This is a genomic window from Methylobacter arcticus (genome assembly GCF_050917435.1).
Taxonomy (GTDB): domain Bacteria; phylum Pseudomonadota; class Gammaproteobacteria; order Methylococcales; family Methylomonadaceae; genus Methylobacter_A; species Methylobacter_A titanis.
Genome location: NZ_CP159583.1, coordinates 405,535 through 417,501, shown reverse-complemented (window position 1 = coordinate 417,501; position 11,967 = coordinate 405,535). Strand labels below are relative to the sequence as shown.

Annotated in this window: 9 protein-coding genes; 5 read left to right on the top strand and 4 right to left on the bottom strand. The window is 46.8% G+C overall.

Annotated features, from left to right (window positions below; genetic code table 11):
• Positions 1-116: 116 nt before the first annotated feature.
• The 4 genes from dusB to purD all read left to right on the top strand — a co-directional run bounded on the left by dusB (position 117) and on the right by purD (position 4,435).
• Positions 117-1,100 (top strand): tRNA dihydrouridine synthase DusB, encoded by a 984-nt coding sequence (gene dusB / locus ABXJ76_RS02035; protein ID WP_432743619.1) that lies wholly within the window; start codon positions 117-119, stop codon positions 1,098-1,100.
• Between the two features lies 1 nt (position 1,101).
• On the top strand, positions 1,102-1,386 hold the full coding sequence (locus tag ABXJ76_RS02030; RefSeq protein WP_340121688.1) for a helix-turn-helix domain-containing protein: 285 nt from the start codon (positions 1,102-1,104) through the stop codon (positions 1,384-1,386).
• Positions 1,387-1,456: 70 nt separating this feature from the next.
• Positions 1,457-3,067 carry a bifunctional phosphoribosylaminoimidazolecarboxamide formyltransferase/IMP cyclohydrolase gene (purH, locus tag ABXJ76_RS02025; RefSeq protein ID WP_432743617.1) on the top strand — a complete coding sequence of 537 codons (1,611 nt, stop codon included), beginning with the start codon at positions 1,457-1,459 and terminating at the stop codon, positions 3,065-3,067.
• Between the two features lie 90 nt (positions 3,068-3,157).
• Positions 3,158-4,435: a phosphoribosylamine--glycine ligase gene (gene purD, locus ABXJ76_RS02020; protein WP_432743616.1), complete on the top strand. Its 1,278-nt coding sequence runs from the start codon at positions 3,158-3,160 to the stop codon at positions 4,433-4,435.
• A gap of 109 nt (positions 4,436-4,544) precedes the next feature.
• Here purD and ABXJ76_RS02015 read toward each other — a convergent pair whose 3' ends face one another.
• Complete coding sequence (locus ABXJ76_RS02015; RefSeq protein ID WP_432743614.1) at positions 4,545-5,327, bottom strand: methyltransferase domain-containing protein; 783 nt, start codon at positions 5,325-5,327, stop codon at positions 4,545-4,547.
• A gap of 449 nt (positions 5,328-5,776) precedes the next feature.
• Here ABXJ76_RS02015 and ABXJ76_RS02010 point away from each other — a divergent pair, with 449 nt between their 5' ends.
• Positions 5,777-6,562 carry a PEP-CTERM/exosortase system-associated acyltransferase gene (locus tag ABXJ76_RS02010; protein WP_432743612.1) on the top strand — a complete coding sequence of 262 codons (786 nt, stop codon included), beginning with the start codon at positions 5,777-5,779 and terminating at the stop codon, positions 6,560-6,562.
• Between the two features lie 264 nt (positions 6,563-6,826).
• On the opposite strand, the gene ABXJ76_RS02005 is transcribed toward ABXJ76_RS02010, so the two are convergent.
• Genes ABXJ76_RS02005 through ABXJ76_RS01995 form a run of 3 tightly spaced genes read right to left on the bottom strand, consistent with a single transcriptional unit; the run spans position 6,827 to position 11,881 of the window.
• Positions 6,827-8,947 (bottom strand): TonB-dependent receptor plug domain-containing protein, encoded by a 2,121-nt coding sequence (locus ABXJ76_RS02005; protein WP_432743610.1) that lies wholly within the window; start codon positions 8,945-8,947, stop codon positions 6,827-6,829.
• The gene (locus ABXJ76_RS02000) at positions 8,944-11,346 is read right to left on the bottom strand and encodes an EAL domain-containing protein (RefSeq protein ID WP_432743608.1); all 2,403 of its coding nucleotides are present in this window, start codon (positions 11,344-11,346) and stop codon (positions 8,944-8,946) included. Before ABXJ76_RS02000 ends, ABXJ76_RS02005 begins: the two co-directional genes overlap by 4 nt.
• A complete protein-coding gene (locus ABXJ76_RS01995) occupies positions 11,339-11,881 on the bottom strand; it encodes a YfiR family protein (protein WP_432743607.1) in 543 nt (180 codons plus the stop codon). Before ABXJ76_RS01995 ends, ABXJ76_RS02000 begins: the two co-directional genes overlap by 8 nt.
• Positions 11,882-11,967: the final 86 nt, after the last annotated feature.

Genomic DNA, 11,967 nt, shown 5'->3' with positions numbered 1-11,967 from the left:
ATGCATACTTTCACAGTCTCTCCTGCGTGGGAACAAGCGAAAATTTGCATTGACTGCGTTGCTACGATTTTTTCGCCTTTCGCCTTTCGCCTTTCGCCTTTCGCCTTTTATCTCTCATGCACATTGGCCCTTATCAACTTAAAAACAATCTGATTCTGGCACCTATGGCCGGTATCAGCGACCGTCCGTTCAGGGAATTGTGCACGCAATTCGGTGCAGGTTTGGCCGTATCTGAAATGGTGGCCTCCAATCCGGCTTTACGTCAGCACAAAAGAACGCTGTTGAAAGCCAATCATGACGGTGAAACCGGCATACGTTCGGTACAAATTCTGGGCACCGACCCTCAACTTATGGCTGATGCGGCAAGACTCAACGCTCAACGGGGCGCTCAGATCATCGATATTAATATGGGTTGTCCGGCCAAAAAAGTGTGTTCAGTTGCCGCAGGCTCGGCGCTAATGAGAGATGAAGCGCTGGTAAAGCGCATACTGGATGCTGTCGTTAATGCCGTCGATATTCCGGTCACCTTAAAAATCCGTACCGGTTGGGATTTACACAGCCGTAATGCTGCCAAAATAGCCCAAATAGCCGAAAATTCCGGCATTGCCGCGTTGACTATTCATGGCCGAACCCGAGCCTGTAAATTTAACGGTCAAGCCGAACATGACACCGTTAAACAAGTGAAACAAGCCATCAGCATTCCGGTTATCGCCAACGGCGATATTGATACCCCGGAACAGGCTCAATTTGTACTCCAGGCCACCGGTGCCGACGCCATTATGATAGGCCGCGCCGCCCAAGGAAATCCATGGCTATTTAGTCAAATAAGTCACTTTATCAACCACGGTAAACACCTTGAAAAACCAACAGTTACTGACATATACAGCATACTCATGAGTCATTTGGACAAACTATATAGCTTCTACGGCAATGCAAGCGGTGTTAAAATAGCCCGTAAACATATAGCTTGGTATTTTAAGCATCTTGAGTCCGTGGCTCCGGATACCAAAATCAACATCAACCAGGCACAATGTCCATCCGAACAAATAGCGCTGATTCATTCGGCATTTAATCTTTTAACTACCGACAGTGCTGCATAATATGAACGCATCCCAAAAAAGTGCCGAAATCATCAACATAGACAGCAAAAAAAACGCCGCCATTCCTTTATCTGCACATGTTAAACAGACCGTGGAGCAGTATTTTTTGCACCTGAACGGTCATGATGCGGTGGGTCTGCATGCGATGGTTATCGGCGAAGTCGAAAAACCTTTATTGCAGGCGACCCTGGAACACTCCGGCTTCAACCAAACCAAAGCGGCCAAAGCATTGGGTTTGAGCCGCAGCACCTTGCGCAAAAAACTGGAATTTTACGGCCTGTCCTAAGACGCCAGCAAGCCGGATTTTTAATCCGCTCTAGCTTTAATCGCCCTCACCTTTCATTGAAGAGACCTGCATGAACAAAAAAGTCACTCGCGCGCTGATCAGCGTATCCGACAAATCCGGTATCGTTGATTTTTGCCGTGAACTCGATCACTTAGGCATCGAAATCCTATCTACCGGCGGCACTGCCAAAATCTTGGCTGAACATCATATTCCGGCGACCGAAGTATCCGATTACACCGGTTTTCCGGAAATGATGGATGGCCGTGTCAAAACCTTGCATCCCAAAGTCCACGGCGGCATTTTGGCGCGTCGCGGCATCGATGATGCAGTAATGGCCGCGAACGGCATTAAACCGATCGATATGGTGGTGGTCAACCTGTACCCGTTTGAACAGACTATCGCCAATCCTGACTGCGATTTTGCCACCGCCATTGAAAACATCGACATCGGCGGCCCGACCATGATCCGCGCCGCCGCCAAAAATCATGCCGATGTCGCGATCATCGTCGATCCGGCCGATTACGCAGCGATTATTGCTGAACTGAAAAACAACAACAGCGGACTCGCGCAGCAAACCCGCTTCAATCTGGCGCTAAAAAGCTTTGAACACACCGCGCGTTATGACACCGCGATTGCGACCTACTTGGGCAACATTAGCCGCGCCAGTTCCCGACAGGCTTGCGGCATACACACCCTCCCTGGCGATAACGGCGTCCAATTTCCCGACACGCTGAATTTGCAGTTTTACCATAACCAGAGCATGCGTTACGGCGAAAATCCGCATCAAAATGCGGCGTTTTACCGGGAAAAATCACCGGCTAGCGGTACGATTGCCGCCGCCAAGCAACTGCAAGGCAAGGAGCTGTCCTACAACAACATTGCCGATGCCGATGCCGCGCTGGAATGCGTCAAGTCGTTTAACGACCAGCCTACCTGCGTGATCGTCAAGCACGCCAACCCCTGCGGCGTAGCCCAGGCCGACAACCTGCTTACCGCCTACGACCAGGCTTATGCAACCGACCCGACCTCGGCATTCGGCGGCATCATCGCGTTTAACCGGGAACTGGACGAACCGACAGCGGCTGAAATCGTCAAGCGTCAATTTGTCGAAGTCATTATTGCACCGTCCATCAGCGCAGCCGCGCAAACCGTTTTGGCGGCAAAACAAAATGTGCGCGTGTTGGAATGCGGCACCTGGAACAATGCCAATCAAGCTTCCCTCGATTTCAAACGCGTTGCCGGCGGCTTGCTGGTTCAGGACAAAGACATCGGCGAAATAACCGCCGCCGACCTCAAAATAGTCAGCAAACGCGCCCCGAGCGAACAGGAACTGGCCGATTTGCTGTTCGCCTGGAAAGTCGCCAAATTCGTCAAATCCAATGCGATTGTGTACTGCAAAAACGGCCAGACTATCGGCGTCGGCGCAGGACAAATGAGCCGGGTTTATTCGGCCAAAATCGCAGGCATCAAAGCCGTTGATGCGGGCCTGGATGTGCCAGGTTCGGCGATGGCTTCCGACGCATTCTTCCCGTTCAGGGACGGCATTGATTCCGCTGCCGAAGCGGGTATCACCGCCGTGATTCAGCCCGGCGGCTCGATGCGGGATAATGAAGTCATTGCCGCAGCCGACGAGCACAATATCGCGATGGTCTTTACCGGCATGCGCCATTTCAGGCATTAATTAACAAAGCATAAACTGTGGGGGCGACTTCAGTCGCCCTTTAACATATGGGCGACTGAAGTCGCTCCCACAAAGCACACGAGAAGCACCATGAAAATCCTCATCGTCGGCAGCGGCGGACGTGAACACGCCCTCGCCTGGAAAGCCAAACAATCATCCAAAGTCGAAAAAGTGTTCGTCGCGCCCGGCAATGCCGGTACCGCGCTCGAACCGGCTGTTGAAAACATCGCCATTGCGGTCGACGATATTGCCGCGCTACTGGCATTCGCCCAAAAAGAAGCGATCGACTTGACCATCATCGGCCCCGAAGTACCGCTGGTTTTAGGCATCGTCGATCGTTTCCAGGAAGCGGGTTTAAAGTGCTTCGGTCCCTCAGCAAAAGCCGCGCAACTGGAAGGCTCGAAGACTTTTTGCAAAGATTTCATGATCCGCCATCACATCCCGACTGCCGCGTTCCAATCCTTTACCGACCAACAGCAAGCTATTGCTTACATCAAGCAACAAGGCGCGCCTATCGTGGTCAAGGCGGACGGCTTGGCGGCCGGCAAAGGCGTGATCGTCGCCCAAACTGAGGCGGATGCGATAGCGGCTGTCGAAGACATGTTATCCGGCAATGTATTCGGCGAGGCCGGTAATCGTGTCGTCGTCGAAGAATTTCTGACCGGCGAGGAAGCCAGTTTTATTGTGATTGCCGACGGCAAACACGCCTTGCCGATGGCGACCTCCCAGGATCACAAAGCCCGCGATAATGGCGACCAAGGCCCCAATACCGGCGGCATGGGCGCTTATTCCCCGGCTCCTGTGGTCACCCCTGAAATACACCAAAAGGTTATGCGCGATGTGATCGAGCCGACCTTAAAAGGCATGGCGGAAGACGGCCTGCCTTATACCGGCTTTCTGTACGCAGGTTTGATGATTAGTGCCGACGGCTCCATTAAAGTGCTGGAATACAACTGCCGTTTTGGCGACCCTGAAACGCAGCCGATCATGATGCGCTTGAAAAGCGATCTGGTAGAATTGTGCGAAGCCGCCCTAGCTGGAAATCTTGATAAGACCACTAGCGATTGGGACGAGCGCGCCGCCTTAGGCGTGGTTTTGGCAGCTGACGGCTATCCAGATGCCTATCAAAGCGGCGCGGTTATTTCCGGCTTGCCTGGCGAGGAGCGCGAAGACAGCAAGGTTTTTCATGCAGCCACCCAACAAGTTGGCGATGATCTGGTCACAGCCGGCGGTCGGGTCTTATGCGCTTGCGCTTTGGGTGATGATATTAAGGAAGCCCAAAGCAGAGCCTATGCGCTAGCCGACCATATCCATTGGGATAAAGCCTATTACCGCACCGATATTGGCTTTAAGGCTATTAAGAAATGAAATCCAAATAATTTAAACTCGCGATAAATTGTAGGGACGACCGGCCGGTCGTCCCTTGCGCAAAGGATTGAGTGAATAAGGCGCACCCTACGCCTCAATAACAGCAGATTCAATTCTTGCGTCCAGTAAACATCATGACATTGACACTACAAAAATAGACACCTTCTGAGTCCGCTTGCTCAAGGCCAGTCTGCCAGCGGTAGAGCTCCTTAGCCGTAATGACACCCGCCTTAAGGGCTTCCTGTTCGATTCTTTCTGCCTGCGTTGCCTGGCGTGCCAAGGCATAACTGGGAGTAGCCACAGGAAACACCTCAAATGAAATATCAGCCAAATTTTGTTGTTTGAATAAGCGGTATAATTTTCGCCCTGAGTAGCCATTATGCAAAGAGGATTCGGCCAGAAAGCGAGCCAGGCGGCGCTCAATATCAGTTTCATCGCTATCTGTTGACAAGCCACCCCAATCGGTATCCGCAACGACTACCCATCCGCCTGGTTTAGTGACACGGGTCATTTCAGCTAAAGCTGGTGCGGGATTAGGTAAATGCTGAAACAACCGCTCACTACGGCAGGAATCGAAATAATCGGTTGCAAACGGCAGTGACATAGCATCAACGCGTTTATGCCTAACCCATGTATTTACACCAGCTTGCTCAGCACGTTGCTCGGCTTCGGCAATCATGACTTCATCGTAATCCGCGCCAATGACTTGTCCGTTTACACCAACCAATGGCGCCATTGGTATGGTGTCAGTACCCGGACCACAGCCCAAATCTAGCACCTTATGCCCCGGCTGAATTTGCATCAGAGCGTAGGAGCGTTGCTTAATGTGATTGAGTTGATTTCCAATGATGTGGAGATATTTCGGGTCTACATAGCCTTTGAGTCGTGCCATTTTTTATCCTTCATTACAGTTTGTGCATCATAATTGAATTTGCATTCAAGAATTTCAACCCTTGAAATTTTTCATCCACAAGGCAACGAATAATTTTACCGCAGATCAAGCTCAGGAAGTATAGCTCAACAAGCAAAATCTTGTTTTTGTTCATCAGTTCAGCGTGGTATCTTTCGTCCCTGATCAAACATGCGAATGAACTCAGAACCTACACCTCGATAGCTTTTTATTCCGATAGAAACTATACTCGGTTGAAGTTTTCCAGGAGCGGAAACAAGCAGTGATTTTCTGAAGTGCCCTTTTATCACCTTGATGCCGGTTTAGTTGCTGTTGTAACCTGAAAAATTTCAGATTGCATAATACGCAAAATCTCCTATCCAAGTTATTCAAAAGAATTTTGTAGTAAATAGTTATCACCTATCACGCCTGATCAAATAAGAGACAAGCACTTGACCACTAATATTATTGCTCATTTTGATGAATATTTTGAGATGATACCGGCAACCTCTGCTGAACTTAAAAATGAAGTGTATAAACTGCGCTATCAAGTGTACTGCATTGAAAATGAGTTTTTAAATTCTGAACACTATCCTGATGAACTGGAAGTTGACGACTTTGACCGGCAATCGATCCATTACCTGATTCGTCACCGCAAGTCTGGAGATTATGCCGCAACAACTCGCCTTATCCTTCCTGGTACCGATAACCCGGAAAAATTATTTCCACTTGAACTATATTGCGAAATTGATAATTCTGGAGTGATGCAGCCTATTAATCGAGAGCACCTGGGAGAAGTATCACGATTTTGTGTATCGAAAGAATTTAAAAAAAGAAAGAATGAAACGCATACCTTAGCTGCTATCGGTCCTGATCAGCAGGACTATTTTACATCAGACGAGCGACGGGCTTTTCCGCTGATTAGTCTCGCCTTAATCGCTTGTGTCATTAAAGCGAGCCATGAAAACGACATTCGCTATTTATATGCCACTATGGAACGGTCGTTGTTACAATTTTTATCAGCATTGGGCATCAATTTTATAAAAATTGGTCCACAAGGAGATTATCACGGCCCACGATGGCCGACTGTCATAAAAATAACGGATTTGCTTGACTGTGTAGCTGAAAAAAAACCGAATATATGGAATTTTCTCACTAATGAAGGAAGTTTTGGACAAACCCGGCCAATTGAGAAGCCAAGCAAAGCCGCAAGGAGTAATAGTTGGGTGGGTACATGAAGTAATCGCTCAACCTTGACAGTACCCAGTCATCAACCCAGGCTGTTTAAAGCCAGTTTTGAATGCCGATGGTAAGAAGTCTCAAGCTGGCTTTAGATACACGAGGCTTGAGCTTCCTATTTAAGCCGGGACAGCGATTTAAAATTTGATAGCACTGATGTTATGTCATTGTGGGAGCGATGAGGGCATCGCTCCCACAATAGTCCCAACTGTCCCAATCTACCTTATGCAGATTGCATTCCCTAAGTCAATAGCATGGAGACATCAAAAGTTAACCGATGCTTCAAGATAAAAGCTTCTTCCCGGCATAGGCAGATTTTGAGGCAACTGGAACGCCGCCGGTTCATAATAATTAGTATCGAACGCATTGCGTAAAGAGGCCGCGAGATTGAGATGCCCAAACAATTTTTTACCCCGTAGTGTTAAATCAATGGTTTCGTAATCACTCAACTGTCGGTTATCGCCTGGTAATCGGGTTCTACCACCTATCCAGTTAAGCTGCGGCTGTAATTGCCAGTTCGGCATAAATTGCCACTGCAAAGCAACATAAACTTGATGTTCGGGTACGCCCGTAACCAATCGATTGGTTACTTCGTTAGTGGCGTGCTGCCACGCGTAATTGCCTTTTACATTCCATTGTTCAACGACTTGCCAGTTAAATTCCAACTCTGTTCCATAGCCGTTTTGATTACCGCTATTCTGATAGCTATTTGTTTGTCTGCCTGAATCAGGCACTGCCGCTATAAGATTGTCAATTTGATAATAATACACATTACCTGCGGTTCTCAGTGCTGAAAATGGCCGGTAATCTATAGCCCATTCATAAGTATTAATGGTTTCGGGCTTTAAGTTTTTATTGCCCAGCACGACCGGATTATTCTGGGTAAACTGTTCTGCAAAATTGGGCGCTCTAAATGCCTTGCCATACAAAATCTTGCTGGTGATTTGTTCATTAATATCCCAAACTAGAGCAACACGCGGATTGACGGTTCCGCCAAAGTCAGAATAATCGTCATAACGCAGGCCTGCAGTCAACAGCCAATCTTCAGCGAGTTGCCATTCATCCTGCGCGACTAAAGACCAGATGCTTCGATGTGTATCCGGCAAATAGACAGAAGGCGTACCCGTTACATTGGTTAATGTATCATTAACCGCAGCGGGTAACGGCTCACCATAGCCGTAATTTCTACTGTCACTGGTCGTAGTTTCTTCATAGCGAAAGCCGGTGCTAAAGCGCAGTATATGATTATCCAGTCCCGTGTAAATTGAGCTCAATTCAATTGCGGGAATCTTCTCTATTCGACCTAAATTATTATTGACACCATTAGGAAATGAAACGGGTGTACCTAAAGGACTAATATTCCCATCAAAACCTATGGGCAACACAACGTTATCAGGAAAAAGCTGTAATTGTCGAGCCTGAAAATCAGCTTGCTGATAGCTGGCATGAGCCGTCAATTCCCAGCTATCCAGCCAGTCTTCAGTGGAAAAGCGCACATCGCCTAAATATTGTTCACCGTTGCCAACGCCATTTGGATCCAATGCTCCGGCAGCACCCGCACGGGTGCCTGCGTTAATTGAATTAAATGCCCAGAAACCGATATCCCAATGCTTGCGCTGCAGATTAAGATGGCCGTTAAGAGTTTCATAGCGAGTATTCAATGCGCCTGGGGCATGAGAAGCTTTCGTTCCAAATGCCGTATCAAAGCCGGTTTGAGCATCGGCATTGACCATACTCCCGTTATCGCCACTGGTATGCTGATATTGCAGACTGGTCGCAACGTCCCAGCCTGCCCACTGAGCGCCATACTGTCCCCACCCGCTCTGAGTGTTATGATCACCTATCCGACCACCTACCGTTGTACCATCAATATCCTTGGCTTTTTTGGTAATGATATTGATAACGCCGGCAAATGCATCCGCACCATACAATGCAGAGCCCTGCCCCCGGATAACCTCCACTTGCTGAATAGCCTCAATAGGCAACTCGGTACCTGTCATTAAGGTGCCACTAAAAGGCGTGGTAATACGGGTTCCGTTTAATAGCATCAAAACCTGTGAGTTTTGGGTATTACGGATACCACGCATAGTGTAACTATAATCATAGGTATTTTCCTGAAGACTGGCATGAACCCCCGGCACTGTTTCCAATACCTCATGCAACTCGGTCGCGCCCATCGATTTAATTTGCTCGGCGGTAATCACACTGGTCACTGCAGCGGACTGAAAAATAGGTTTTGATGTGCCGGTAGCAATAGAAGTAACAGCAATTGCACCCAATTCATCCAGAGACAGATCCATTAAGTCTTCAGCGCTGGCATCACAGGAACTAAAGTAGCTAACAGTCGCTAACCAGCTAATAATTATGGACAATTTAACATTCATTTTGATGCCGAGGTAAAGGGTTTTATAAGTTTTAGTTCATCCAGAGGCACGGGTTTGCCAATACCGTAGCCTTGCGCATAATCTACGCCTAGAACATTTAGCAAATTAAAGATTTGTTCGTTTTCAACAAATTCGGCAATCGTTTTTTTGCCCATAACATGCCCGACTTCGTTAATTGATTTCACCATGGCAAGATCCACTTTATCATTAAGCATATCCTTAACGAACAGGCCGTCAATTTTAAGATAATCGACCGGCAGGTTTTTTAAATAGGCAAAAGAAGACAAACCGCTGCCAAAGTCATCCAATGAAAATAAACAGCCGCGCTCTTTTAATTGCTTAATAAATTTGGTTGCATAGGATAAGTTGGCGATAGCGGCGGTTTCGGTAACCTCAAAACAGATTTTATGCGCGGGGATGGCCCATTTGGAGAACTGTTCAGAGATAAATGCCAGCATGGTTTCATCAGACAACGACAGGCCGGATAAATTGACTGAACACAACGATAACTCATCAATAAAGCCCGGCTTCGTTGCTATCCATTCAAACAAATGACTAATCACCCAACGGTCCAGCAAGGGCGCCAGGTTATAACGTTCTGCCGCCGGTAAAAATGCGCCGGGGGGAATAATGCCCCCATCATTGTCCTGATAACGAACCAACGTTTCAAAATGCATGCCTTCCTCATGAGGAGTAATTGCTACTATCGGCTGCCCATACAAGCAAAAACGGTTTTGTTCCAGACCCTGCTGAATTTTTTCTACCCATTGCATTTCTCCCTGTCTCAACGCTAACTCTTCATCATCAGGACTAAACACATGCACCCGGTTTCGACCATTATCTTTCGCCACATAGCAGGCGGAATCGGCCTCTTTAAGCAGGTTGACGGCATTACCACTGGAACCGTTTATCGCTGAAATACCGATACTCACGCCGATGGTAAAACTCCTATCTTCCCAGGCAAAACGGAAATCTTTAACCAAATCGCGTAAATTTTCGCACGCTAAAAATGCCTCATTTAATGAGCAATTAATCATCAACACGCCAAACTCGTCACCACCCAGACGGGCTACAAAATCCTGTTTCCTTACATGTGTCCTTAATAAATCACCCAACTGTCTGAGCAATTCATCGCCGGCAAGATGCCCGCAGGTATCGTTAACCACTTTAAATTGATCCAAATCCAGATAGCACAAAACATGCTCCGAATTATCGGCATAAGCCAATGCGACTGCCTGCTTAATATAACTATCAAACTGACTGCGATTAGCCAAGCCGGTCAAGGCATCGTGGCTCGCCTGATAAGCTATATTTTCACTCAATAAGCGAGCTTCTGTTATATCTTCACCCACCAGCAACAAACTGTTTTGCTGATGTTCATTTTCGACCAATCTCGCTGTGGCCCTAACCCAAATAATCCTGCCTTTATGACAAATCTGTCTAAGCTCCTGCTTATAGACCCGTAAAGGGCGCGTCAAGCAACATTCAACCAAATCATGGATGATAGGCAAGTCATCCCCATGAACAAAATCAAAAATCGAACAACCTTGCACTTCGTCAACAGATAAACCCAGATGCCTGGCCCCGGTACGATTAACCGATAAAATGCGACCGTCTATCTGTAGATTAAATACCATCGTCGGATTATCATCATAAAGCGCCAAATAACGGTCTTTTGCCAGCGTCAAAGCCTGGTTTTGAGCCGCAACAGTAGCAATCAAGCCATTAAAGGCGTCAACCAGAACGCCTAACTCGTCATCATTAACTTTATCCGCTCTTAACGAATAATCTTGTGTCTCGCTAATTTTTTTAACTTTATCGACCAGTTTTTTGATCGGCGAGGAAATAAGCTTCAACAGCGGGGTTGACAGGAAGAAGGTGAGTATCGATACCCCCGCCAGCACAAAAAATATCAGCCCTATAAATTGCACTTTACGCCAGTAAGCCAGAGTCAAATCGGCCTGAATATAAATGGCACCGACTTCCGCTGCATCGACAACGATTGGCTGAACTACACGTAAATGAGTGCTTTCAAATCGGGTTTTTTCAGCCTTAACCGATACAGGACAGGTCCATTCCTGATCCCTGTTTTTCTGTAATTGTGCAAAAACAGCGTCTTGCGCATCATAAAAACAAGCCGCTTGCACGTCTGGCAGGTTGTTAAATACAGCCAAATTTTCATTAGCCAAGTCTCGGTCCTCGAACATTAATGCAGCGGTACTGCGATTACCTACCATTTGAGCCAAGATTGACAAATCATCTCGGGTATTTTTCTGAAACTCTGAGATCTCAAGCACAACCAAAAGCAGGCCGGCAAACAGCAGAGAGGTAATACTGGAAAACAATAAAATGAGTAGCAATTTGTGATTTATTGGCAGATTACGAATAAATTTAATCATTGTTTTCTCCCTCAATCAGTTCAGCAACTTCCAATAATTTTGCGCTGATTTTTAAACCACTCTGTTGTAGAGCTTTCAGATTAATCTGTAATTTAATTTTGCCCAGTCTGTTAACAAAACCAATCATTCCCCCTTGAGCAGCAAACTCGTTACTTTCTCCTACGGTTAATGATGTATGGGTATCGTCAATAACCAACATGCCTTTGAGCAACACCTTATCTTTGATAGCGGCATTGATAAAAAGAATATGGCAATGCTGCTTTTTATTAAGACTATTCATCCTGAATAGTTTAATAGGTCGTCCAAAAGCTGATCGCTGTTCGATAGGGTCTATTAAAGTGCCAAAAGGATCTTCACCCACAATACAGAGATTAAAGGTTTCGTTCCCATCCTCAGGCCAAGTAATAAATTTGGTGAAATTGTATAAATAACCGGCTTTTACTTTATATTCGACATCGGCATCATCAGCGATGACCTGCTGTGAAAGCAATAAGACTACGCTAAAAAAAACACCTAATAAGTTGATAATATTCATCTATTCTGGCGCGTAGGCTAATTGGATAAGTATAGATATTTTTGCTGTATTTGTTATTTTTCCATCTAAATCTTGTTCATTTACGA

Bases quoted from the DNA above. Each gene is read 5' to 3' on its own strand.
- purH (WP_432743617.1), top strand. From the start codon at position 1,457: ATGAACAAAAAAGTCACTCGCGCGCTGATCAGCGTATCCGACAAATCC.
- ABXJ76_RS02000 (WP_432743608.1), bottom strand. From the start codon at position 11,346: ATGATTAAATTTATTCGTAATCTGCCAATAAATCACAAATTGCTACTC.
- ABXJ76_RS02030 (WP_340121688.1), top strand. From the start codon at position 1,102: ATGAACGCATCCCAAAAAAGTGCCGAAATCATCAACATAGACAGCAAA.
- dusB (WP_432743619.1), top strand. From the start codon at position 117: ATGCACATTGGCCCTTATCAACTTAAAAACAATCTGATTCTGGCACCT.
- ABXJ76_RS01995 (WP_432743607.1), bottom strand. From the start codon at position 11,881: ATGAATATTATCAACTTATTAGGTGTTTTTTTTAGCGTAGTCTTATTG.
- ABXJ76_RS02005 (WP_432743610.1), bottom strand. From the start codon at position 8,947: ATGAATGTTAAATTGTCCATAATTATTAGCTGGTTAGCGACTGTTAGC.
- ABXJ76_RS02015 (WP_432743614.1), bottom strand. From the start codon at position 5,327: ATGGCACGACTCAAAGGCTATGTAGACCCGAAATATCTCCACATCATT.
- purD (WP_432743616.1), top strand. From the start codon at position 3,158: ATGAAAATCCTCATCGTCGGCAGCGGCGGACGTGAACACGCCCTCGCC.